The organism is Acinetobacter sp. GXMZU3951 (assembly GCF_054457875.1).
In genome coordinates, this window is the sequence record NZ_JBTLFO010000003.1 from 368,806 (window position 1) to 392,291 (window position 23,486).

General features: G+C 44.1%; 22 protein-coding genes. 10 read left to right on the top strand and 12 right to left on the bottom strand.

The features are described 5' to 3' along the window. Positions 1 to 40: 40 nt before the first annotated feature. Entirely contained in the window at positions 41 to 1,195 is a 1,155-nt protein-coding gene (locus ACX17N_RS07540) for a methionine aminotransferase (RefSeq protein ID WP_458891910.1), read from the top strand. Positions 1,196 to 1,313: 118 nt separating this feature from the next. Beyond that, positions 1,314 to 2,687, top strand: coding sequence for an MATE family efflux transporter (locus ACX17N_RS07545; RefSeq protein WP_458891911.1), 1,374 nt, complete (start codon positions 1,314 to 1,316; stop codon positions 2,685 to 2,687). Positions 2,688 to 2,738: 51 nt separating this feature from the next. Here the strand turns inward: ACX17N_RS07545 and ACX17N_RS07550 are convergent, their stop codons facing one another. Then, positions 2,739 to 3,578: an SDR family NAD(P)-dependent oxidoreductase gene (locus ACX17N_RS07550; RefSeq protein ID WP_458891912.1), complete on the bottom strand. Its 840-nt coding sequence runs from the start codon at positions 3,576 to 3,578 to the stop codon at positions 2,739 to 2,741. 209 nt (positions 3,579 to 3,787) lie between these two features. Here ACX17N_RS07550 and ACX17N_RS07555 point away from each other — a divergent pair, with 209 nt between their 5' ends. The 3 genes from ACX17N_RS07555 to phoR all read left to right on the top strand — a co-directional run bounded on the left by ACX17N_RS07555 (position 3,788) and on the right by phoR (position 6,774). Then, complete coding sequence (locus tag ACX17N_RS07555) at positions 3,788 to 4,474, top strand: TetR/AcrR family transcriptional regulator (RefSeq protein ID WP_458891977.1); 687 nt, start codon at positions 3,788 to 3,790, stop codon at positions 4,472 to 4,474. Positions 4,475 to 4,694: 220 nt separating this feature from the next. Further along, complete coding sequence (gene phoB / locus ACX17N_RS07560) at positions 4,695 to 5,405, top strand: phosphate regulon transcriptional regulator PhoB (protein ID WP_016168882.1); 711 nt, start codon at positions 4,695 to 4,697, stop codon at positions 5,403 to 5,405. 10 nt (positions 5,406 to 5,415) lie between these two features. Next, entirely contained in the window at positions 5,416 to 6,774 is a 1,359-nt protein-coding gene (gene phoR, locus ACX17N_RS07565; protein ID WP_458891913.1) for a phosphate regulon sensor histidine kinase PhoR, read from the top strand. A 72-nt stretch (positions 6,775 to 6,846) separates the two neighbouring features. On the opposite strand, the gene asd is transcribed toward phoR, so the two are convergent. From asd to pncB, 3 genes are all read right to left on the bottom strand, one after another. Beyond that, positions 6,847 to 7,698, bottom strand: coding sequence for an archaetidylserine decarboxylase (gene asd, locus ACX17N_RS07570; protein ID WP_458891914.1), 852 nt, complete (start codon positions 7,696 to 7,698; stop codon positions 6,847 to 6,849). Beyond that, entirely contained in the window at positions 7,695 to 8,543 is an 849-nt protein-coding gene (locus tag ACX17N_RS07575) for a sulfurtransferase (RefSeq protein ID WP_458891915.1), read from the bottom strand. The genes asd and ACX17N_RS07575 overlap by 4 nt, the downstream gene beginning before the upstream one ends. A 113-nt stretch (positions 8,544 to 8,656) precedes the next feature. Then, positions 8,657 to 9,862 carry a nicotinate phosphoribosyltransferase gene (gene pncB, locus ACX17N_RS07580; RefSeq protein WP_458891916.1) on the bottom strand — a complete coding sequence of 402 codons (1,206 nt, stop codon included), beginning with the start codon at positions 9,860 to 9,862 and terminating at the stop codon, positions 8,657 to 8,659. A gap of 156 nt (positions 9,863 to 10,018) precedes the next feature. Between pncB and dtd the strand changes: the two genes are divergently transcribed. After that, positions 10,019 to 10,459, top strand: a complete 441-nt coding sequence (gene dtd / locus ACX17N_RS07585) for a D-aminoacyl-tRNA deacylase (RefSeq protein WP_458891917.1) — start codon at positions 10,019 to 10,021, stop codon at positions 10,457 to 10,459. Positions 10,460 to 10,528: 69 nt separating this feature from the next. Here the strand turns inward: dtd and ACX17N_RS07590 are convergent, their stop codons facing one another. The 3 genes from ACX17N_RS07590 to serB form a co-directional block, all read right to left on the bottom strand. After that, a complete protein-coding gene (locus ACX17N_RS07590; RefSeq protein ID WP_458891918.1) occupies positions 10,529 to 11,008 on the bottom strand; it encodes an SCP-2 sterol transfer family protein in 480 nt (159 codons plus the stop codon). Positions 11,009 to 11,304: 296 nt separating this feature from the next. Beyond that, positions 11,305 to 11,640: a ciprofloxacin tolerance protein AciT gene (aciT, locus tag ACX17N_RS07595; RefSeq protein WP_458891919.1), complete on the bottom strand. Its 336-nt coding sequence runs from the start codon at positions 11,638 to 11,640 to the stop codon at positions 11,305 to 11,307. A 413-nt stretch (positions 11,641 to 12,053) separates the two neighbouring features. Next, on the bottom strand, positions 12,054 to 13,274 hold the full coding sequence (gene serB, locus ACX17N_RS07600) for a phosphoserine phosphatase SerB (protein ID WP_458891920.1): 1,221 nt from the start codon (positions 13,272 to 13,274) through the stop codon (positions 12,054 to 12,056). A gap of 77 nt (positions 13,275 to 13,351) precedes the next feature. On the opposite strand from serB, the gene ACX17N_RS07605 reads away from it, so the two are divergent. Then, positions 13,352 to 14,605, top strand: a complete 1,254-nt coding sequence (locus ACX17N_RS07605) for a hypothetical protein (RefSeq protein WP_458891921.1) — start codon at positions 13,352 to 13,354, stop codon at positions 14,603 to 14,605. Between the two features lie 49 nt (positions 14,606 to 14,654). On the opposite strand, the gene ppk1 is transcribed toward ACX17N_RS07605, so the two are convergent. From ppk1 to mhpT, 4 genes are all read right to left on the bottom strand, one after another. Beyond that, complete coding sequence (gene ppk1 / locus ACX17N_RS07610) at positions 14,655 to 16,715, bottom strand: polyphosphate kinase 1 (protein ID WP_458891922.1); 2,061 nt, start codon at positions 16,713 to 16,715, stop codon at positions 14,655 to 14,657. 146 nt (positions 16,716 to 16,861) lie between these two features. Then, positions 16,862 to 17,833 carry a bile acid:sodium symporter family protein gene (locus ACX17N_RS07615; RefSeq protein ID WP_458891923.1) on the bottom strand — a complete coding sequence of 324 codons (972 nt, stop codon included), beginning with the start codon at positions 17,831 to 17,833 and terminating at the stop codon, positions 16,862 to 16,864. A gap of 55 nt (positions 17,834 to 17,888) precedes the next feature. Further along, positions 17,889 to 18,518, bottom strand: coding sequence for a bifunctional nicotinamidase/pyrazinamidase (pncA, locus tag ACX17N_RS07620; RefSeq protein ID WP_458891978.1), 630 nt, complete (start codon positions 18,516 to 18,518; stop codon positions 17,889 to 17,891). A gap of 178 nt (positions 18,519 to 18,696) precedes the next feature. Then, positions 18,697 to 19,908, bottom strand: a complete 1,212-nt coding sequence (gene mhpT, locus ACX17N_RS07625) for a 3-(3-hydroxy-phenyl)propionate transporter MhpT (protein WP_458891924.1) — start codon at positions 19,906 to 19,908, stop codon at positions 18,697 to 18,699. A gap of 638 nt (positions 19,909 to 20,546) precedes the next feature. Between mhpT and dapA the strand changes: the two genes are divergently transcribed. The 3 genes from dapA to purC are packed head-to-tail and all read left to right on the top strand — an operon-like array spanning position 20,547 to position 22,825. Further along, complete coding sequence (gene dapA / locus ACX17N_RS07630; protein ID WP_458891925.1) at positions 20,547 to 21,446, top strand: 4-hydroxy-tetrahydrodipicolinate synthase; 900 nt, start codon at positions 20,547 to 20,549, stop codon at positions 21,444 to 21,446. Positions 21,447 to 21,459: 13 nt separating this feature from the next. Further along, positions 21,460 to 22,068, top strand: coding sequence for a lipoprotein-34 precursor (NlpB) (locus ACX17N_RS07635; RefSeq protein ID WP_458891926.1), 609 nt, complete (start codon positions 21,460 to 21,462; stop codon positions 22,066 to 22,068). Between the two features lie 37 nt (positions 22,069 to 22,105). Then, the gene (gene purC, locus ACX17N_RS07640; RefSeq protein ID WP_458891927.1) at positions 22,106 to 22,825 is read left to right on the top strand and encodes a phosphoribosylaminoimidazolesuccinocarboxamide synthase; all 720 of its coding nucleotides are present in this window, start codon (positions 22,106 to 22,108) and stop codon (positions 22,823 to 22,825) included. Positions 22,826 to 22,951: 126 nt separating this feature from the next. Here the strand turns inward: purC and ACX17N_RS07645 are convergent, their stop codons facing one another. Further along, the gene (locus ACX17N_RS07645; RefSeq protein WP_458891928.1) at positions 22,952 to 23,410 is read right to left on the bottom strand and encodes an Lrp/AsnC family transcriptional regulator; all 459 of its coding nucleotides are present in this window, start codon (positions 23,408 to 23,410) and stop codon (positions 22,952 to 22,954) included. Positions 23,411 to 23,486 lie beyond the last annotated feature (76 nt).

Below are 23,486 nucleotides of genomic sequence, written 5' to 3' on the forward strand. Positions count from 1 at the left end.
GTTAAATTAAAACTGTTTATTCTGCGACAGGTCTACGGTCATGCTCAAAATTCACTCTAAACTTCCGGCACAAGGGGTCACGATTTTTAGCCAAATGACCGCTATGGCACAGCGTTTAAATGCCCTGAATCTTTCACAAGGCTTTCCCGACTTTGCCCCGCCACAAGCGTTAGTCGAAGCTTTAAGCCATGCCACTCTATACGGTTCCAACCAGTATGCACCTGGCGATGGCTTACTGGCCTTACGTGAGCAAGTGGCACAGCAATTTCTACAGCGCGATCAACTACAACTCGATCCCATCACTGAAATTACCATTACCCCTGGCGCCACCATCGCAATATTTAGTGCAATTCAAGCTCTGGTTCATGCGGGCGATGAAGTGATCGTGTTTGATCCGAGCTATGACAGTTATGCGCCTAGCATTGCTTTAGTCGGTGCGAAAGCCGTGCATATTCCTCTGGTTGCTCCGCACTTCCACGTCGACTGGAATCGGGTTGCAGCAGCAATCAACGACAAGACCCGTATGGTGATTGTGAATACCCCACACAATCCGACTGGCGCGATCTGGTCACAACAAGATTGGCAGCAACTGATTCAACTGATTCAGACTCGTAATATCGTGGTGCTTTCCGATGAGGTCTATGAACACTTGGTATATGACGGGCAGCCGCATTACTCGGCATTATCTTTCCCTGAACTTCGCGAACGTAGTCTAGTGGTGGGTTCCTTTGGAAAAACCTTTCATGTCACAGGCTGGAAAACTGGGTATTGTGTGGCGGCACCTGAATTGATGCGGGTTTTTCGTCAGGTCTATCAATTTGCCTGTTTCTGTGGTGTGACTCCAGTACAAACTGCCTTGGCCAACTATATGCGGCAACACCCTGAGCACATTCAGCAGCTCGCTGATTTTTATCAGCAAAAGCGCGATTTATTTATCTCAGGATTGGCAGGCTCGCGTTTTCAACTGACCCCTTCTCAGGGAACCTATTTCCAAAATCTAGATTACCGTGCTATTCGTCCCGATCTGAATGATATTGAAATGTGCCATTTTCTGGCAGAACAGCATGGCATTGTTGCCATTCCCATCTCGGTATTTTATCAGCAGGCACCGACGGATTTACGTTTAATTCGCTTCTGCTTTGCCAAAACCGAGTCAACTTTAGAACAGGCGCTCGACATTCTGAAGGGTTGCTAGTGATTTTTCAGGCTTTCCCCACAGTGAAAATTCAACAGATCTGCTGCTTTTTTTCCTTGTGGCTTATGTTATGTTGCAAAGGACACAATAAAAAAATGATGGATGATCAATCACCAATATGGCTGCCGACCCTCATGCTCCATTAATCCATGCCAATACCTTTTGGAAAGCTTTTCTTTGGTTTCTGCTGCCCTTAATCGCGACCAATATTCTGCAAAATCTTTCAGGAACCATTAATACGGTATTTGTCGGACAAATGCTTGGGGTCGAAGCGATTGCTGCGGTTTCGGTCTATTTCCCCATTCTGTTTTGCTTACTGGCTTTTATCATTGGTTTATCGGCTGGTTCAACCGTACTGATTGGACAGGCTTGGGGAGCGCAAAATCTAGAAAAAGTCCGCAGTGTGGTCGGATCCACCCTGTTTATGACCTTGATTGGTGGCAGTGTCATTGCCTTGTTGGGTGTGATCTTTGCCAAGCAGATTTTATTATTATTGGGAATCGACCCTCAAATCATGCATCTCTCTTTGCCTTATGTGCAATGGATGATGGCGGGCAGCCCACTCCTGTTTGTCTATATTATTTATACCTCCATTTTACGTGGGGTCGGCGACAGTATTACCCCGCTGATCGCACTGGGCATGACCAGTCTGATTGGTCTGGTGATTACCCCTGTTTTAATTGCGGGTTATTGGGGTTTCCCCAAACTTGGCATCATCGGACCTGCAATTGCCACCATTATTGGCTATGCCGCAGTGCTGCTGTTTTTAGTGGTTTATCTCAATAAAAAACACCACCCACTTCGTCCTGACCGAGAATTACTGCGTCATATCAAATATCAACCTGAATTGACCCGCATTATTCTGCGCTTAGGCATTCCAACAGGCATTCAAATGGTCACGACCTCTGTCGCAGGCTTAGTGATTGTCGGAATGGTGAATCGCTATGGCTCTGAGGCGACTGCGGCCTATGGTGCGGTCAATCAGGTACTGAACTACATTCAGTTTCCAGCCCTTTCCATTTCCATTGCTGCCTCGATTTTTGCGGCACAAGCGATTGGTGCGGGCAAAGCCGATTTACTCACCAAAGTTACCCGTACCGCCCTGCGTATGAATATCATCATTACCGGCATTTTGGTGATCTTGGCCTATCTATTCTCAAAATATCTAATGGCCTTGTTTATTATCGACCCTGAAGTCGTGGCATTGGGGCAACAACTGCTGTTTATTGTACTGTGGTCCATTTTATTTTTTGGTGCCAGTGCGATTTTTGCTTCGATTATGCGTGCCAGTGGCACCGTCAATGTTCCAATGCTGATTAACATTGCCGCTATCGTACTGATTGAAGTGCCGTGCGCCTATTTGTTTAGTCAATGGTTTGGCTTAAAAGGCATCTGGTATGGCTATGCTTTGGCATTTGTCAGCCTCTGCATCATGCAAGGCCTGTATTATCAGTTAATCTGGAAAAAGAAAACGGTTGAAACTTTAATTTAATCGTTCATCCGCAGAAAAACGTGCTGAATCCAGACTCAGCACGTATCATGTTTATTTAAACCGTTTGCTGAGCGAAGTCGCCATGGCGGTCACCTTTTGATAGCCCGTAGGCAAAAGGCGTTGAATCAGATCTAGGGACTTGGCATCGTTCCCAATCAACACGCGGCGTTTGTCTTTCTGCACCGCGTTTAGAATTTGACGTGCAGCTTCTTCTGGCGGAATCCGCAACAGCTTATTAAAAGCTCGTGCCGATTTCTCAGGGTTCATGCCCAGACTGCGCAAGCTGTCGTTCATGCGCGCATCATTGGCAATATTGGTTCGAATGCCACCGGGATGGACACAAAGCGCACTTACGCCACAGTTTTCAATATCCAGTTCTTGGCGTAAAGATTCGGTAAAACCACGTACCGCAAACTTAGTGGCATTGTAAGCCGATTGGGTCGGTTGTGCTGTTAAACCAAACAAACTGGAAATATTAATAATATGCCCCTCACCTGTTTGCTTAATCAAAGGCAAGAACTCTTTGGTGCCGTACACCACCCCCCAAAAATTAATCCCGACAATCCATTCCAACTCATCATAACTTGCGCCTTCAACCGTCGAACCCAATGCCACCCCAGCATTGTTGAAAATCATATTGACGGAACCATGATCTTGCACAGTTTCTGCAGCCCAAGCCCGCACAGCATCACGATCGGCCACATCCAGTTTTTTAGTGGTCACTCGCACCTGACTGTCTTTCAATAGTTCTACGGTTTTTGCCAAACCTTGCTCATTAATATCACTAAGCGAAAGATGACACCCCTGTTGCGCTAACAGCAGTGCCAGTTGTTGACCAATTCCTGAACCCGCACCCGTGACGGCTGCCACTTTATTGTTAAAATTTTTCATTTTGTTTCCTTATGGGTTGCATAGACGCTAACAATGCCATCACTGTTTTTTGATGGTCTATGCGTTTGACTGAATCAATATAAATTTGACAATAACCATTGTCAATAATGATCAGATAAATGTGGTTTGCAATTTTCAGCCTGCTTAAATTTAGGTATTTGTGGCAATTGTTGTTAAACTATACACCGTCTTTGCTACGTTTTGCCTCTATGACTCACTCCAATACCAACGATGCAGAAAAAAACGAGAATCCACTGAAAAATAAAGAACGTCAGTTTAAAGGGCTGTCTCTGAGTGAGCGCAAACTTGCACGTCGTGAAAAATTAATCGAAGCTGGTATTGAGGTGTATGGCACCCACGGTTTTTTTGCCGTAACCGTGAAAGATATCTGTAATGAAGCCAAACTGACTGAACGTTATTTTTACGAATCGTTTAAGAAAAGTGATCAGTTATTCCAAACCATTTTTGTAAAACTGATTGATGAACTTCAGCACAACGTGATGCAGGCGATTATGCAAGCCTCTGGCAATCACGAAAAAATGGTAGATGCGGGACTCACGGCCTTGTTGAGTACACTCAGAGATAATCCCCGCATGGCACGCATTATTTATATTGATGCCATGCTGGTACAAGAGCTACATAATCAAGCCACCCTGCACGAAACCATGTTGCGCTTTGACCGCATGATTCATGCTTTTGTCATGTTAATGATGCCGAACCTGCCACACTCAGAACGTGAAATTTCATGGGTTTCAACCGGCTTAAATGGCTATGTCACGCAAATTGCGATTCGCTGGGTCATCAGTGGCTTTAAACAGTCTCTGGAAGATGTACTGGCCTCTTGCCGCGTGGTGTTTATTGCACTGTTATCTTCATTTTCGCCTAAAAAAAATTAAATTACAGCAATTTAATTTTTACGATAATTTAAATTTGATTTGCATCCAGCAAAGGAGATTGTCTAAAATTGTTCATGTTTTCGACTAAAAATTGTCACAAAACTTTGCGAAAATCGGCATTCTCCCCTATTCTGCAATGATACTGTCATAATTAATCTTTGTAATAAGCCTGTCATAAATAAAAAACGGCCTACCGTTATCATCAATAGGATATTGCGTTGTGAAAGATGACTACATACTAATCGTCGATGACGAACTTCCCATTCGAGAGATGATTCATACCTCTTTGGATATGGCAGGCTTTCAATGCTTACAGGCAGAAGATGCAAAACAGGCGCATCAAATGATTGTCGATCAACGCCCAGCGTTAATTCTGCTCGACTGGATGATGCCGGGTGGTGTCAGCGGTGTCGATCTCTGTCGTCGCCTGAAACGCGATGAAAATTTATCTGAAATTCCTGTGATTATGCTCACTGCGCGCGGAGAAGAAGACCATAAAGTCCAAGGTCTCGATGCAGGTGCAGATGACTACATGACTAAACCGTTTTCGACACGTGAATTGGTATCGCGCATTAAAGCCGTATTGCGTCGTGCCAATGCTCTGAGTGGCGAAAAAACCATTGATGCCAATGGTTTATTGCTTGACCCAGTCAGCCAACGCGTGAGTTTTGGCAATAACATTCTAGAAATGGGCCCAACGGAATATCGTTTGTTGGCCTTCTTCATGACCCACCCTGAACGTGCCTATACTCGTGCGCAGTTGCTTGATCAAGTCTGGGGGGGCAATGTTTATATTGAAGACCGTACCATTGATGTGCATATTCGTCGCTTACGCAAAGTCTTAGAGCCCTATGGCGCAGACCGTTTTGTTCAAACCGTACGTGGTACGGGATACCGTTTCTCTACCCGTGCAGATGTAGCCCTAGGTTAATTTTAAATTTATGTATGAACCCTATCCTGTCCCCGAGCTGGCTCGTGAACATCAAAAATTCCGTTATAGCAGTTTATGGATTTTTGCCAAGCAAGACTTACGCTTACTGGCATTCCTGCTGCTAATTGCGGGCTTTATCGGACTCGGTATAGGGTATTTCTGGATCTGCATTTTTGCTGCCTTCACCATTTTCTTTGCCTTCCAACTGCGTTCCTTGTATCTGGTCAATGAATGGATTTCCAATCGTCCCTATGATGTTCCCCCCAATCTAAATGGAATTTGGGGCGCTTTGCTGTTTAATGTTTATCGTGCCCAACGCCAAGAGCGGATTGTACAAGCCGAAATGGTCGGTTTGATTGATCGCGCTCAGTCTTCGCTGGTGGCTCTGGCTGAAGCCGTGGTGCTGATTGATGAACTGCATCAGATTGAATGGTGGAACCCTGCGGCTGAAAAGCTGCTCGGGATTCAGGCGATGGATCGGGGGCGTAATATCATGACCATTTTACGCCAGCCAAGTTTTATCGAATACTTCAAGCAAAGTGATCAAAACCCGGATGGCATAAAAATGAAGTCCTCGGTATTTGAAGATCACTATGTGCAGATCAAAATGACCCGTTTCGGGGGTGAAAGTCGCTTACTGGTCGCCTATGACGTGACGCGTATGCATAATCTGGAACAAATGCGTAAAGACTTTGTCGATAATATTTCACACGAATTACGCACGCCATTAACGGTACTCAGTGGCTATATTGAAACCTTTACCGATCAGGAAGATTTAAATCCGCGCTGGAAACGTGCTTTCGAGCAAATGCAGGCGCAAACCAAACGCATGAATGCTCTGGTCAATGATTTACTGCTGCTGTCGCGCTTAGAAAACAATAAACAAATTGCCAAGAATCAAATCATTGAAATGCCAAGTTTAATGAATCAATTATTTGATGATGCGCAGGCCTACAATGTTGATTATGGACATACCTTAAATCTCGACATTGACAGCCATTGTGACTTGATTGGTTCAGATACCGAATTGGCCAGTGCCTTTAGCAATCTGATTACCAATGCCATCAAATACACCCCCAAAGGCGGCACCATTACCATGGGCTGGCATGATGATGGCGAACATGGTTATTTCACCGTGCAAGATACTGGTATTGGCATTGACCCGAAACATCTCCCGCGCTTAACCGAACGTTTCTATCGAGTCGATAGTGCACGTAGCCGTCAAACAGGCGGAACAGGGCTGGGACTGGCGATTGTGAAACACGTGCTGATGCAACATAACGCGCATTTAGAAATTGAATCCAAAGAAAATCAAGGCTCAACTTTTAAAGTGGTGTTCCCGAAAGAACGCCTGTATCACATGAGCTAACTGATTATTTTTATAGTATTTTGAATCTGATGATTGAGATGGCTATACAGCATAGCCATCTCAAGCCGTCTATTACACAGTATGACCGAGCGCCTGCCCCATCACCACCGTTGAATTGGCTTTGAACTGGGCATCCCACTGCATTTTATTTTGTTCAAACAACACAATCGCAGTTGAACCCAAATAGAAACGGCCTAACTCCGCGCCTTTTTCAAGGAATAAATTGTGCTGGTTTAACTCTAAACGACCTGTCGGTTTTACCTTGCCAGTCGCAACCGTTTCAATCCCAGCCACAATCATCGCCCCGACTAACACCACAGCCATACGCCCCAATTCGGTGTCAAACAAGCACACCATACGTTCATTGCGCGCAAACAAACCGGGAATATTTTCAGCCGTGGTTTGATTTACAGAGAACAATTCACCAGGAACATACAGCGTTTCCGTGAGTGTGCCTGCAAATGGCATATGCACACGGTGATAGTCTCGTGGTGACAAATACACGGTGGCAAATTCACCTTCTTTAAACGGTTCAGCCAACTGCGGATCGGCAATCAGTTTTTCAACCGAAAAACTTTGCCCTTTGGCTTGGAACACTTCACCAGCTTCGATATGACCCAATTGGGAAATAGCACCATCAGCTGGAGAGACAATACTGCTGGCATCCATATCAATTTCACGGACACCTTCTTGTAAGGCACGCGTAAAAAATTCATTGAAGGACTTATATTTCAACGCATTTTTCTGCTCTGCAATTGACATATCAATGCCATATTGCGCTTTAAATGCAGAAATCACCGTATTTTTAATTAACGGATGTTCACTGGCAGCAAGCTTACCGACCACACGGGATAATTGATGTTGCGGCACAACACGTTGTGCTTGAATAAAGAATTGTTTTGTTAAACGTGAGGTGAGGCTCAAGACGGTAACTCTCCAGTAACAATTGGACTATCGAGGCGATTGCCCCATTCACTCCACGCACCATCATAAGCTCGAATCTTCCAACCCAATACACGACCCAGAATATAAGCCAAACCTGAACGATGATGTGACTGACAGTACACCACCACAGGTTCTTGTAAATTGAAACCTTGTTGTTCTAAGCGTTGTTGCGTGCGTTCTAAAGCATACAATTTTAAATGATTTTCACGGTCAAGGGCAGTACTCCATTCAAAATGGCGTGCATTTGGAATATGACCGCCACGTCGAGCTGCCAATCTTAAACCCGTATATTCATCTTCGGTACGACAATCCCAAAGCTGAATTGCCTGTTGCTGGACTAAGGTAAGCAATTCTGCATATTCAATTCGGACCTGATCTTGGGCAGCCAGATTCAGCTCAACCAAAGGCTGCACAGGGGCGAATTGCTCCTGCTCCGAAGTTGTTGGCAAGCCTGCCGCCAACCATGCATGAATGCCGCCATTTAATAATGAGGTTTGATAAAAACCCAAACAGTGTAAATTCCAGATCAGTCGCCCGGCCCAAGCACCACCTTCATCATCATAGACCACCACATGATGTTCAGGACTAATATTCAGATAAGCAATTAATTGTTTTAAGCCTTCTGCATCAGGCAATAAACCTGTGGCATTTTCCTCTTGGCATAGCAATTGCGCGGGCTTCAGTGGAATGGCGTGCGGAATATGCAGCTGGGCATAGACTGAGCTTCGACTTAAATCCACGATACGTAATTTTTCATTGTCTAAATGTGGAAGTAAATCTTCCACATCAATTAATAAACCCAAATTTAGTGTCGATTCCGTCATGATGTTTTACACGTTTTGTCCTAGCAACTGCTTGATGTTAGCATACGCTGATGTCTACTGAAGGCTGATTTTCTGATTCTTTTTTGCAGAAAATCAGCAATATAAATCAAAGCTTACACTGGCTCACTGATTTGAAAAACCTGTCTTAAATACGCCAAGAAAGTATCGTTATCGGTCATGGTCTTGCCTGGGCTATCGGAAATTTTTGCCACCGACTGACCATTACATTCCACCAGTTTCAGCACGATATTCAGCGGGGTTTGCCCCATATCGTTGGTCAAGTTGGTTCCAATCCCGAAACTGACCTTAAAACGGTCTTTAAAGTACTGATGCAATGCCCAAGCTTTATGTAAATTCAAGCCATCACTAAAGGTCAGCATTTTGGTACGGCTGTCAATTTTTAAGGTCTGGTAATGAGCATAGGCTTTATCGCCCCAAACAAACGGATCACCACTGTCATGGCGTAAACCATCAAACAATTTGGCAAAATACAGATCAAAGTCGCGCAGGAAAGCATCCATCCCCACCACATCGGTTAAGGCAATGCCCAAATCACCGCGATATTCTTGCACCCACGTTTCCAATGCGGCCTTTTGAAAATCACGTAAGCGCACATCCAGCGCCTGAAAGGCCTGCAGGAATTCATGTGCCATGGTGCCAATTGGTGAAATGCCCAATTCTTTGGCCAGCAGCACATTGCTGGTTCCCCGAAACACATTCGGTACAGCTTGGTGAAAGGCCTGAATCACATGACGCTGCCAAGCCAAGCTATAGCGACGGCGGGTACCAAAATCGGAAACTAAAAATGGAGGATCCTCTGGACGCTGCTGTTGCTCACATTGCTGAATAAACTCAATTTTGGCTTGTAAGCGACGTTCACCTTCTGCCAAAACTTCAGGAGAACGCAGGCGTTGGAAATACAGTTCATTGACAATGGCCAAGACAAAAATTTCGAACATCATGGCTTGCACCATCGGGCCTTCTACCCAAATGTCCAAACGGCCTTCACTGTCTATGCCGGTATGAATAAAACGGCGTTTAAGCTGGAACAGCTCCAGATAATCCACGAAGTCACTTTTAATGAAACGCAGACCCCGTAAATATTGCAGTTCATCTTCCTGAAAACGCAGTTGACACAAATAATCTAACTGCTCATTCAAGTCTTCTAAAATGTCGACCAAAGGATAAACCGTTTCATCCAAATTACGGCAACGGAAATGATAGACACTATGCGTTTGCGGAAACTGGTGCAGCACCACTTGTAGCATGGTGAATTTATATAAGTCGGTATCGAGTAAAGAATGAATGATTGCAGACATAAAGGTTCAGTTTTTATCAACTTCTAGCATTAAAGCACACTTTCAGGGCGAAAAAAGCCATTGTTTGCATAAAACGACTCAAATCCGAAGCGACCTAAATCAGTGATGAGCGGATGTTTGCTACAATGCCCAGTCCATCCATACTGAGGAATACACGTGCGGGCCTTATTACAACGCGTACTCGAAGCCAAAGTCGTCGTCGACGGTCAAGTGACAGGTGAAATTCAACACGGACTGCTGGTCTTTTTAGGGCTAGGGAAAGAGGATCAACTCGACACAGGCAAAAAGTTGATTGATAAAATCTTGAAGTACCGCATTTTTGATGATGAACAAGGCAAAATGGGCTGGAATTTAAGTCAGGCTCAGGGCGGTTTGTTGTTGGTCTCGCAATTCACCTTAATGGCACACACCCAAAAAGGCTTACGCCCAGATTTTGGTCCTGCCATGCCGCCAGAAGCCGCCAAAGCCCTCTACGATCAATTGGTAGATTACTCTAAATCACAATACCCACAGGTGCAAACAGGTATCTTTGCCGCGGATATGAAAGTGCATTTGATTAATGATGGTCCAGTGACCTTTCAGCTTGAAGTTGAATAGCACATCACGACATAAAAAAGCCTACAACATGCTGTAGGCTTTTTTTATGGATGTTGCCATCTAACAGTCTTATCGACCCGTTTTTTCTTTTAAGAACTGACGTGCCAATTGAATTTTTTCTTTTACAGGCTTCGGCAATTTTGGTGGAATCAATTTTGCTGCTTTGTTAAACCAAACCAATAGACTGAAATCGCCTTCCATTTTAATGCTGCCATTTTGCATGCCCGTCATGAACGCGCTTGGGTCACCTTTCAATAAAGTTTTTACCCCTTGCTCGCTATCTGCAAATTGTAAAATAAAATCGGCTTTCTCAGCGTCGCCTGAAACCGTATCAATTTGTCCATTATTGATAATTATTTGACGTGCAACGCCTTGGTCGGTCCCAATTTGAATACGGAATTGGCGATCATGAATCAACTCAATAAATTTAGGACTAGTGCGTGCCAGTTGTTTCATGCGTAAGACTAAGCTTGCCACCAACAGGTCAAGTGGGTCGGTACTCACATCAACCAAAGGAAGCTTTACAACTGGAATTGAAGACAGTTTCATGACGTTTGAAGCCTATTGTAATTGTAGAAAAATTGACTGCTCCATCCTACCATAACTGTATTCTGATGGAAGCTAGGCTTTGTATAACAATACAGATCATGACGCAAAAGTCATGCGAAAATTTTTATCTTCATCACCCAAACCGATGATTTTTGTCGAGTGAAGAAAATCATCGTCCTGCGTTCAGCATGCTCACGATCACCCTAGATGGTGTCGGTAAAAGAAAATGCCAGGGGCGATTCATCTTAAGCTGAAACTCGGCTCCTTCCAATCTTGCATCAGAAGGAGGAGGAACATTAACGGCTACTGCATTGCTGCTGATCATCTTCATACACGGGGGTATGTTCAATATAGCGGCGTTTTGAGATGGCACGTTCAGCACGGCGATCTTCACGAAATAACAATAAGCTGAACAGGGTCATCGCGATGCTGACTGCAGCGAGATAGCTATATGCCATAGGTAATTCAAATACGACTTGAATGCTCAGCCGCATCATTTCTAACAAGCCCCAGAACATCATGCCTGCAAACATAAAGCTCAGCCAGCGACGATAAGGCGAGAAGAAAACTGCAATTAATGCAACAGCCACACAACTCAAGCCAATTATGGTTGCCAAATTTGCTGTGACCATAAAAACCTCCGTCTTCAAGGGGACTGATGTCTGGACGCTCGTCCGATCAGCAATCCTCACGACCTATATTAATTTTGTGGAATTTGTCTATCTGTGTCTCTATGCAAGCATTATGAGCAGTTTTAAACAGAAAAAAAGGCATGCTTTTTTATTGAGCGACATACCTTGTCGCAATATTATTTTGTCATTACATTTTTTGTAATTTCTAGTTTAAGGGAAGCGAGAGAAGCCACGTCTTGGCGTGTCATTACAAAAAAACAACCGGTTTTTTTAGCGGAAAAAACTTTTTTTCTTGGCTCAGATCGATATGCATGAGCTGCAATGCTGCAAGATTTTTTTCATACAAATCTGCTAAAAAAGGACACAAAAAACGCAATCCGAAGATTGCGTTTTTTGTCATTAAACCGTAACGATTACGAACAGTTAAGATCTTTATCATGCACGCCTAGCAGATATAAAACCCCATCTAAACCGACGCTAGAAATCGCCTGATTGGCATTCTTACGTACCAATGGTTTGGCTCGGAAAGCGACACCTAAGCCAGCAATCGACAGCATTGGCAAGTCATTGGCTCCATCACCCACAGCAATGGTCTGTTCTGGAGAAATCCCCATATTGTCTGCCAGCTCACGCAATAAAAAGGCCTTACGCGCGCCATCGACAATGTGCCCTTTAACTTCACCAGTTACCAAGCCATTTTCTACATCCAGGACATTGGCATGGATTTCATCAATCCCGAGTTTGGCTTGTAAATATTCAGCAAAATACTGGAAACCACCAGATAAAATAGCAGTTCTATAACCCAGTGATTTTAAAGTGGTAATAAGACGCTCTGCCCCTTCGGTGATGGTCAGACGTTCAGCAATTTTAGGTAAAACTGAGGCATCTAGACCTTTTAACAAAGCCACACGCGCACGGAAACTTTGCTGGAAATCCAACTTACCTTGCATCGCGCGTTCGGTAATTTCGGCGACTTGCGCACCGACACCTGCTTCTAACGCCAACTCATCAATCACTTCTTGCTCAATCAGGGTCGAGTCCATATCAAAACAGACTAAACGGCTGTTACGGCGGTACGCATTGTCTTCTTGTACCGCAACATCAATGCTGAGTTCAGCAGAGAGGCTGAGGCAGGCCGCACGCATGGCAGTGGCATCCAACATCTGCCCACTCAAACCAAACTGTACGCAAGAACGTTTTGGTCCTTCGGATGGGTTTTGCAACTGTGGACGGCCAGATAAACGGGTCACCGTTTCAATGTTGAAACCCTGATTGGACACAATATTAGTAACAGCTTGTAAATGCGCTGCGGTCAGTTCTGGTGCCAAAGCCGTGACAATATAGCGTGTCCGACCTCCCTCACTGACCCATTGATCATATTCTGTCGCAGAGATGGGTTTAAAGCGCACTGTTAAGCCGATATCATGTGCTAGAATCAGAATTTCCTTCATGGCTAATGCTGTTGCAGTCTGGTCATCTGACGAAACAACAATACCTAAAGTCAGTTGATTATGGATGACGGCTTGCCCAACATCTAGAATTTGTAAGGAATGAGTGGACAACACCTGCATTAATCGAGTGAATTGATTAGGCTGGTCGGGTCCCAAGAATGATATAAGAATGATTTCTCGCATGAATTGACTCGGATCTGAGCTACAACTATTGTGAGAATCATAATCGAATTTGAATAGAATTGCCTTGGAAGTTTACGTTGAATGCGCCTAGACAAGGGCTATTTGCTAGCCTACTGATAATAAGTTTTGCACTTCATACCTTTTTATTGGTGATTGCAACCACTCACCAACTGAATGAAAACCGTGCGAATCAAGGACAACTGATGACCAGTCAACTGGTCACCGACAGCTTGTCGGAACTTGAACCTGCCAATACCGTTTCACTGGCGCTATTGGTCAATCGTTATGCCACCAATCCAAGCGTGGCCTCTATTCGCATTCTAGATGGTGCAAATCAGGTCTTGGCAACTGGTGGTTTATCGAAAACCCGCGAAGGTGAAGTGTTTGTCCGTGATGCCCTTCAAAATGAGAAAAAAGTCGGCACCATTGAAATTACCCTGATTCAACCTAGCATTGGTGAAATTTTACGTACCCAATGGCTGGCGATTTTATTTTCCTTCTTTATTCATGGACTGTTATGGTTGGCCTATCGTGCGATTGCTCGCCCAAGCCGTTCTGAATACTTGGCCCGGATTAACAATGAATCCCGTTTAAAACACGAAATTCAGGCCCTTACCCAAGCGCTAGAACAAGAAAAGCATAATGCCGCTTTAACCATTGCACAGGCGCAGCAACAGTTCCAAAACAAAGCCAAACAGAAAGAAATTAAACCTGTGATTGTGGATGATTGTTCAGTTGCCTTGAATATTCAATTTTATGATCCGAAACAACTGCTCGACTCGGTCGATCAGACCGTTTCCGTACCATACTTTAACTTGTGCCAGATTTTCCTGAATAAAAGCATTGAGCTTGCTGTTCAGCACTACAAATTAAACCGTTCGGATATCACCACTGTGCAACAGTTTAATGCACAAGGGGCAACCATTACTTTGTCTGCAGAAACACCTGATGCGGTATCTTGCTTGGTGATGATTGGTAGCGTATTCCAACTGCTGTCCGAAGTGCTCTACAAGCGCTACCGCGAAGAAAAGCGTTTTGTATTACAAACCCGCAGTGCAGTATCTTGTGCCGTCGAGACCATGCAACTTTCAGCGGTACAAGCCGCAGAGCGTTTGGTACATCAGCTTTCTGCCAAAGAAAGTGCCGTTCATCTCAGCAATGAATTGTTAAAGCAGATCAGTGAGCATTATGATTTGGTGACTTTACCGAATCCAACCAACGTATTAACCCGTCATGCCTTTATGATTAATGGTATGGATAGTCATACAGCGGAACTCGCGCAAAGCCTCAGAACCGAGATTTTGAAAGGCAAACAATCCAAAGCCTCTTAAAATGCAAAAGCCTGACCATGTCAGGCTTTTTTCTGCTTAATCCATCTGCTTAAATTTTTTGCTGGCTCTTGCTCATAAGCAATTCCTGTGCGGAATGCGGGGCTTGTTCCAGACTAGGTTGGGCTTTTAACCATTCCCCCGAAGACTGTAATTCCCATGTGTTTTGTTGATCCGATAAATAGTTCAACAAACCATCTTGCAGAATGCGCTTTTTAATTTTGCCATCCAAAATTGGAAAACAGGTTTCTACCCGAGAAAATAAATTGCGTCCCATCCAGTCGGCACTGGCACAATACAGTTTCTTTTCACCGCCCTGTTCAAAGTAATAGACTCGGGTATGTTCTAAAAAGCGTCCCACGATTGAACGCACCCGAATATTTTCGGAAAGCCCTGCCAATTGGGGTACCAGACAGCAAATCGAACGAATGATTAAATCAATTTTTACCCCAGCCTGTGACGCACGATACAGAGCAGCAATTAATTGCGGTTCGGTTAAGGCATTCACCTTAACAATTATCCGCGCACTTTTGCCCGCTCGGGCACACTCTATTTCCTGCTCGATCAGTTTGAGCAATTCTGCATGTAAGGTAAAAGGGGCATGCAGCAAAGTTTTTAATTTTGCCATCTTGCCCATTCCTGTGAGCTCTTGAAACATCCGATGCACATCTTCACAGATATCAGGCTGTGTGGTCATCAAGCCATAATCGGTATACATCTTGGCATTGCCCGCATGATAGTTGCCCGTCCCCAAATGGACATAACGCAGCAATTGCTGTTCTTCACGACGTACTATCAGAATCATTTTGGCATGGGTTTTATAACCGACAATGCCATACACCACCACCGCCCCCGCCTCTTGCAGTAGATTGGCCACCGTGATGTTGGATTCTTCGTCAAAACGTGCCATCAGCTCAATCACTGCGGTCACTTCTTTGCCATTCCGCGCGGCTTCCGCCAATACTTGCACAATCTCAGAATCAGGCCCACTGCGATACAGGGTTTGTTTAATGGCCAGCACATTGGGATCTTTGGCTGCTTCACGCAATAAACTGATGATGGGCTGGAACGAGTCAAAAGGATGGTGCAGCAATACATCTTCTTTTTTCAAAATCTCGAAGATGGATTGCTGTTTGCGAAAAGGCTTGGGAATGACTGGATTAAACACGGGATATTTTAAATCTGGACGCTTAAAACTGGTGCTTAAACGTGACAAATTAATCGGCCCATGAATTAAATATAAGTGCTGCTGATCCAAATCGAATTGATCTAGCAAATAGTCGACAATTTCACGTGGACAATCATCTTCGATTTCTAAACGGACTGCACGCCCAAAACGGCGCGAAGAGAGTTCATCCTTTAAGGCGACGGCTAAATCATCCACATCTTCCGACAAAATTAAATCGGCATTGCGGGTGACCCGAAACGCATAGCAACCGGTGGCTTTCATTCCCGGAAATAAATCACTGATATGTTGCTGAATAATCGCAGTCAGGAAAATTTGCTCTTCCTGACCATCGGTACTTTCAGGCAGACTGATCAAGCGCGGCAAGGAACGCGGTGCAGGTACAATCGCCATTGCAATTTCCCGCCCAAAAGCATCTTTGCCCTCCAAACTGACAATAAAATTCAGACTTTTATTGACCAGACGCGGAAATGGATGTGAAGGATCCAGACTGATAGGCGTTAAAACGGGCTGCACCTGTTTGGCAAAATAAGCTGCAATCCAGGCCTTATGCTTTTCTAAAATGTCCTGATATTGAATGAAATGAATGCCCAAACCCTGCAATTGCGGCAAGATGGAATGGTTTAAAATCTCATACTGCTCTTGTACTGCCTGATGGACCCGCTGCGATAATTCCGCCAAGACCACATCTGTTGGAATGGCATCTGGCATGCGTGTCAGCGCATTTAAATCCTGCTGTTTCATCAATCCCGCAACCCGAATTTCAAAAAATTCATCTAAGTTGCGAGAAAAAATAATCAGAAAATTTAAACGCTCTAAAATCGGTAACTCAGTATTCTGCGCTTGTGCCAAAACCCGACGATGAAATTCCAGTAAAGCCAGCTCACGATTAAAATAAGTTTCTGATGAATGTTGAAAATTTTGCATTTTCTCTCAATATGGTTGATTTATAATCAACACTTTACCCTCTGTGCTTGGCATCTTAGGTGGGGTTTATGACGGTTTTGTTACATCACCCAAAAACCCTCGGCTTTGCCCCTTTTTTTATACTTTATATTCAAAATAGATGACTTTTAATCTCGTCCAGCTTCGTGTTGTGAAACCTCACGCTGTACGGGCATTTTTCTGGCCCAATAGGTTGCCAAAATAGGGCCTGAAATATTATGCCATAAACTGAAAATCGCACTCGGCAATGCGGTTAATGGCGCATGTGCAAAATGCACTGCTGCCAAAGCCACGCCTAAACCTGAGTTTTGCATCCCCACTTCAACTGCGACCGCTTTGCTGTCGGCATAACTCAACTGAAATAAACGGCTACAGTAAAAGCCCAAAAGATATCCCAAGCCATTATGCAAAGCCACCACCAAAAAAATCAGCAGTCCCGAATGCAAGATCTGCGCTTTACTGCCGCCAATAATGGCGGCCACAATCAGGACAATCCCCAACACGGAAATGAGCGGCATCAGGACCACATACTGCTGCACCTGCGACTTGAACAAGCTGCGCAGTACAACCCCCAAGACTATCGGCAATAACACAATTTTTAAAATTGAACTTAACATCGACCAGAGATTGATCTCAATCCACTGGCTGGCCAGCAGGTAAAAAATAAAAGGCGTCAGTATAGGCGCCAATAAAGTCGAGACAGCGGTACAGGCCACCGACAAAGCGGTATTGCCTTTGGCCATATAGGTAATCACATTGGATGCCGTTCCTCCTGGGCAGCAGCCAACCAAAATCACCCCAAGTGCAATTTCGGTAGGTAATTGGAACAGTACACACAAGCCATAAGCCAGTAGCGGCATCACCACAAATTGTGCCGCAACCCCAATGCCGACAGCCTTGGGGGTATGCAGAATCACCTTAAAATCTTGCAGTGTCATGGTCATGCCCATACCAAGCATAATCATTCCCAACACCCATGGAATATAGGCTTTAAGCCAAACAAACAGCTCAGGTTGGATTAAGGCAATGCCTGCAAACACCACCACCCACAGCGCAAAAGTTTTCTGAATAAAACGGCTGAATTGCAAAAATGCCGACATGCTGGGTACTCAAAATGGAGGAAAATCGGAAGGTTAAAGCATAACTTTACGACTCTCATGCTGCATTGACGATATCTTTCATATACATACGACGTACCCCAGCAGCCAACATATCTTGCCAGGCATGTTGTAAAGAACCATTTAAATCAATCGCCTTGGTGGCATCGGCTATCACATAGGTGGTAAATCCCAATCGACCGGCATCGATTGCAGTCCACGCCACACAAAAATCGGTTGCAATCCCGACAATATATACCGTATCAATCGCGCGTTCTTTTAAATAGCCCGCCAAACCAGTTGTAGTTTTCCGATCTGCTTCCATAAATGCCGAATAACTATCGATATCGACATGGGTGCCTTTTCGAATGATTAATTGTGCCTGAGGTAAATCTAATGCTGGATGGAAGTCCGCATCTGGACTGCCTTGCACACAATGGCTTGGCCATAACACCTGAGGACCATATGCCAATTTAATCTGCTCAAAAGGCTGTTTGCCTTCATGATTTTCAGCAAATGAAATATGCTGCGCAGGATGCCAATCTTGGGTCAGAATAATGTGCTCAAAATAGTCCCCCAATCGATTAATCTGAGGAATAATTTGGTCGGCATGTGCAACAGCCAGATTCCCGCCTGGGGTAAAACCATTTTGGACATCGACCACAATTAAAGCTTTGTTATTTTGCAGGTGTTTCACGTTGCAATGCTCGCTGTTATTTTTTATTGTCCGCTAGCATATAACAAAACAGAAAGGCTGTTGTGAGCTGAAGCGTCGAATCAGTACATTCGCCTATATTTAGTTCCTATCAAAAGTCCCAATAAAAATAGCCTGTCTAAGACAGGCCATTTCATAACTGAAAACGCTTTTAAGCTGGGATTCTTTGCAAACGCTGCACCAAAACCAGCATCAGTACGGCAGAAATCACGATACAAGGAATGGCCGCGGAGATCACCCCCGTTGCGGCAAAGCCTGCGGCCAAAAGCTGACCCGCAATAGTTGGACCCAGCATCGCACCGATACGTCCAACAGCCGATGCCATGCCGACCCCAGTACCCCGCAGTTCGGTTGGGTAAACAATACTGCCAAAGGCATAGAGCACGCCCTGACAGCCAATCACAAATGCACCGACCAAAGCAGAAGCCATATACATTTGCGTTAAAGAACTTGCCGCATTGAGTGCAAATAAGCCCGCAAGAATGCCCCCGTACATCAACACAATCACATACGCTTTTTTCCAGCGGTCCGTCAGTAGCCCTAAAATAACCGTTCCTACAGTAGCACTCAGCATAAAATAGAATTGTGCCGTACTGCCTTCCTTACGCGAGAATCCCAGTTCCATAAACAGTGAAGGCAACCAGCTCAGCATGATATAGACCACCATCAGCGTGAAGAAATAACTCACCCAAATCAGGCCTGTGCGCAGCATATTCTGACGACTAAACAAATCGCGGAACGAAGCCTGAACCGCGCTGTGCTGCTCTGTACGGTTTTGTGCTTTTAAGAATTCACGCGATTCCGGTAAAAACTTAATCATAATCGGTAAAACAACGAGAGGCAGTAAGCCACCCAAATAGAAAATATTCTTCCAGTTTGCGCCAAAGTCCTGACTGGCAATATAGGATAAAATTGCTGCACCTACTGGCATACCGCAATACATTAGCCCTACAGCTTGACCGCGCTTTTCAGGGCGAACCGCTTCCGATGCCAAGGTAATTAAGAGTGGCATCGCAGCCCCCAAACCAGCCCCCGCCAAGAAGCGAACCAACAACAGGCTATAAAAGCTATTGACCCACACCGTACACAAAGTAAAGACCGCAAACACGGCAACCGACCAGATCAGGACCGTTTTACGCCCAATGCGGTCGGCAAATCGTCCACCGATCAAGGCGCCAGGCAACAAACCTAAAATTCCCGCACTAAAAAACACCCCTAACTGCGTACTGTCCAGTGCAAAATGCTCACGAATCCCTGCTGCTGCAATCCCTGCTGCCTGAATATCCAGCCCTTCAATTACGGCTATTAAAAAACAAATGGCAACGGTAATTACCGAATGCCGATTTTCTGATGTTACATTCATCGCAAAATCCTTGTTCAAGCATCGTCCAAAATGAAGCCCATCATCCGTGAAGCTGAAAATGAAATTAACTCACCTTAAGTTGAAGATTTTTTTAGTTTTTTAATAAATTATGAGACAAGTCACATTTTTACTCCCACTACTAAATAGTCGTAAAAACAATTAATCTCCATAAATTTTGACTAATTTAGTCAACAATTAGACGTAACTTGAATGACTTAGCGGTTTTAAATGGGGAAATGGCTTGTTTCAGTTATCGCTTAAATCAATGACTGCGATATTTTTGACTGATGATACTCTTATATTTTTCAGGCTATAAATAGAGCTAAAAGCTCTGTATTTATTCATATAAGCTCTTAATCTTTCTTGGATTTATCCTGAAATTTGATTTTTTTCTAGTGTGATTGAGGGCTGGATCAAGCCAATTTTGTCATCCTTGTGCAATTTCTTTTTGCTTTTTTTAAAGTTTTGAGTTGCTTTGACTAAAGCATATTGTTCTTCATCGTTTGTTCAGTCATAATTTGCGTAAGCATTATTCAATTGGTCAAAATCTTCTTGAAATTGCTATAAATCAAAATACGCACCCATCCAACCTCATGTTTTTCACCTCACTGGATGGACAAATAGGATATTTTTTCAAAATGACTCAGCAAGCACAGATCATTCAAGGCTCAATAGTCGCAATCGTCACCCCAATGTTTGAAGATGGCAGCGTAGATTGGAAGGGTCTTGAGAAGCTCGTTGAGTGGCACATAGAACAGGGAACAAATAGTATTGTTGCAGTTGGAACAACTGGTGAAGCTTCTACATTAAGCATGGCTGAACATACACAAGTGATTAAAGAAGTCATTCGTGTAGCGAACAAACGTATTCCGATTATTGCTGGTACTGGTGCAAACTCAACACGCGAAGCGATCGAACTCACTAAAGAAGCCAAACAGCTCGGGGCTGATGCAGCCTTATTGGTCACACCGTATTATAATAAACCTACACAAGAAGGCTTATATCAGCATTATAAAGCTATTGCTGAAGCTGTTGATTTACCTCAAATTCTGTATAACGTCCCAGGTCGTACTGGCGTCGATTTAGCGAATGAAACTGTGATTCGCCTTGCCGATATTCCACAAATTATTGGCATTAAAGATGCAACAGGCGATGTACCGCGTGGTCAAGCCCTGATTGAAGGCTTACGTGGTAAAGACATGGTGGTGTACTCAGGTGATGATGCAACTGCCTACCAGTTAATCGAACTTGGTGCTAAGGGCAACATTTCGGTTACGGCAAACGTTGCGCCAAAACACATGAGTGAAGTGTGTGCCGTTGCAATTGCAGGTGATGCTGCGCGTGCAGAAGAACTCAATGCGCAAGTTGCAAATTTACACAATATTCTATTTTGTGAATCGAACCCAATTCCTGTGAAATGGGCACTACACGAAATGGGCTTAATTGGTACAGGCATTCGCTTACCATTAACACCTCTTGCAGAACAATACCGCGCACCGCTTCGTGAAGCGTTAGTTGCGGCAGGTATAATCAAATAAAGAGCACTATATTATGCAGTTACGTTTAGGTTTAACCCTTGCACTTTCAGTATTCAGTTTAGCGGGTTGTAGTTCACTGGCGGTTAGCAATAAGTCTCTGAACTATAAAGAAACAGTAACCCTAGAACCGCTACAATATCCTGAAGGGTCATTGGTTCGTCCAGCAACGCCACTGTATCCTGCGCCAACGGTTGAACCACTGGCGATTCAACATGCACCCAAGCTTGAAAATAGCAAGGGCAACCGTTTCGCGCTCCCTCGCCCAGATGTTGCTGCGCCGAACAGCACAGCAACCACGGCAACAGAACAAAGCTCTGCTGTTGGTCGTCCGCAATTGCTTACCGATGGAAATCAAAATCCACTGCTCAAAATTGATGGAAATTCTGATACAATTTGGCAGTATACACTTGCCACGCTCAGCAGCCTGAACCATACCATTGTGGGTCAAAGTAAAAACCGTTACGAAGTAACGCTTAAAATCGATCAGCAGATCTACGTACTCCGACTAACATCAGTAGGTTCAAGTCATAACTTGGCAGTGTTTAATGCCGATAACAGCTTTGCAGATAAAGAAAAAGCTGCAGAACTGTTAACCCAGATTTACCAAAACTGGCCGGCCTAGATCATACTAGGCATTTTTTTTTGCAAAAGGTTCCCCCATGTTAAAACAAACCTTGCTCTATACTGGTAAAGCGAAATCTGTGTATGAAACAGATAGTCAAGACCATCTGATTTTAGTATTTCGTGATGATGCCTCTGCGTTCAATGGCGAAAAAATCGAACAACTAGATCGTAAAGGCAAGGTGAACAACCGTTTTAACGCCTTTATCATGGAGCAACTGGCTGCTGCTGGCATTGAAACTCACTTTGAAAAATTACTTTCTCCAACTGAAGTGTTGGTCAAGAAATTAGACATGATTCCTGTGGAATGTGTGATTCGTAACTATGCGGCAGGTTCTTTGTGCCGTCGCTTAGGTGTTGAAGAAGGCAAAGAACTCACGCCTCCAACATTCGAATTATTCTTCAAAGATGATGCGCTTGGCGATCCAATGGTCAACGAATCTCAAGCGATTGCTTTAGGTTGGGCGACTGCTGCTCAATTGGAAAAAATGAAAGAACTCACTTACCAAGTGAATGACGTTCTTAAAGCCCTTTTCGACAAAGGCAACATGATTTTGGTCGACTTCAAACTTGAGTTTGGCGTATTCCATGACCGTATCGTGTTAGGTGACGAATTCTCTCCAGACGGTTGCCGTCTATGGGACAAAGACACCAAGAAAAAATTAGACAAAGACCGTTTCCGCCAAGGTTTAGGTGGTGTGGTTGAAGCTTATGAAGAAGTTGCTGCACGTATCGGCATCGATCTTTCAGACATCTAATCCTGTCTAAAGTTTCAAAATAAAAAAACCGAGTCTGCTGGCTCGGTTTTTTTATGCGCTGTATGACAGGCTTGATTGCCAATCCCCTGAATTGAATCTGATCAGGCGGATGAGTCGGTCTCGTCTTCACACTTGGACTCGTAAATCTTTGGTAGTGTCCATCACCAATAAACTGGTAATTGAAGAAATAGACGGAATCGTGCCCAAAACATCGGTATGAAATTTTTTATAAGATTTAATATCGGTTACTTCAACCCTGAGTAAATACTCCACCGCCCCGGTAATGGTATGACATTCTGTCACTTCGGGTGCATTATCAATCACCTCTTCAAAATGCTTTAAACTCGCCTTGGAATGACTAGACAAGCCAATGGTCACATAGACGATCAATCCAATACCTAACAAAGCGCGATCTATAATGGCTTTATAGCCCTTAATCACCCCTCTTTTTTCTAATTCCTGTACCCGTCTTAAACAGGCCGAAGCAGACAAACCGACACGTTCGGCAAGTTTGGCATTGGTTAAATGAGCATCGACTTCAAGCTCACACAATATTCTTCGGTCTAAGCGATCTAATTCAATCATTTATTGCAATAAATCTAAATTTTAAGCTCAATATACAATCAAATTGTGCCTGATGAACAATAAAATTTGTTTTTAT

Excerpts from the sequence above, each read along its gene's own strand:
- ACX17N_RS07540 (WP_458891910.1), top strand. The coding sequence starts at position 41 with ATGCTCAAAATTCACTCTAAACTTCCGGCACAAGGGGTCACGATTTTT.
- ACX17N_RS07545 (WP_458891911.1), top strand. The coding sequence starts at position 1,314 with ATGGCTGCCGACCCTCATGCTCCATTAATCCATGCCAATACCTTTTGG.
- ACX17N_RS07550 (WP_458891912.1), bottom strand. The coding sequence starts at position 3,578 with ATGAAAAATTTTAACAATAAAGTGGCAGCCGTCACGGGTGCGGGTTCA.
- ACX17N_RS07555 (WP_458891977.1), top strand. The coding sequence starts at position 3,788 with ATGACTCACTCCAATACCAACGATGCAGAAAAAAACGAGAATCCACTG.
- phoR (WP_458891913.1), top strand. The coding sequence starts at position 5,416 with ATGTATGAACCCTATCCTGTCCCCGAGCTGGCTCGTGAACATCAAAAA.
- ACX17N_RS07575 (WP_458891915.1), bottom strand. The coding sequence starts at position 8,543 with ATGACGGAATCGACACTAAATTTGGGTTTATTAATTGATGTGGAAGAT.
- pncB (WP_458891916.1), bottom strand. The coding sequence starts at position 9,862 with ATGTCTGCAATCATTCATTCTTTACTCGATACCGACTTATATAAATTC.
- ACX17N_RS07590 (WP_458891918.1), bottom strand. The coding sequence starts at position 11,008 with ATGAAACTGTCTTCAATTCCAGTTGTAAAGCTTCCTTTGGTTGATGTG.
- aciT (WP_458891919.1), bottom strand. The coding sequence starts at position 11,640 with ATGGTCACAGCAAATTTGGCAACCATAATTGGCTTGAGTTGTGTGGCT.
- serB (WP_458891920.1), bottom strand. The coding sequence starts at position 13,274 with ATGCGAGAAATCATTCTTATATCATTCTTGGGACCCGACCAGCCTAAT.
- ppk1 (WP_458891922.1), bottom strand. The coding sequence starts at position 16,715 with ATGCAAAATTTTCAACATTCATCAGAAACTTATTTTAATCGTGAGCTG.
- ACX17N_RS07615 (WP_458891923.1), bottom strand. The coding sequence starts at position 17,833 with ATGTCGGCATTTTTGCAATTCAGCCGTTTTATTCAGAAAACTTTTGCG.
- mhpT (WP_458891924.1), bottom strand. The coding sequence starts at position 19,908 with ATGAATGTAACATCAGAAAATCGGCATTCGGTAATTACCGTTGCCATT.
- dapA (WP_458891925.1), top strand. The coding sequence starts at position 20,547 with ATGACTCAGCAAGCACAGATCATTCAAGGCTCAATAGTCGCAATCGTC.
- ACX17N_RS07635 (WP_458891926.1), top strand. The coding sequence starts at position 21,460 with ATGCAGTTACGTTTAGGTTTAACCCTTGCACTTTCAGTATTCAGTTTA.
- purC (WP_458891927.1), top strand. The coding sequence starts at position 22,106 with ATGTTAAAACAAACCTTGCTCTATACTGGTAAAGCGAAATCTGTGTAT.
- ACX17N_RS07645 (WP_458891928.1), bottom strand. The coding sequence starts at position 23,410 with ATGATTGAATTAGATCGCTTAGACCGAAGAATATTGTGTGAGCTTGAA.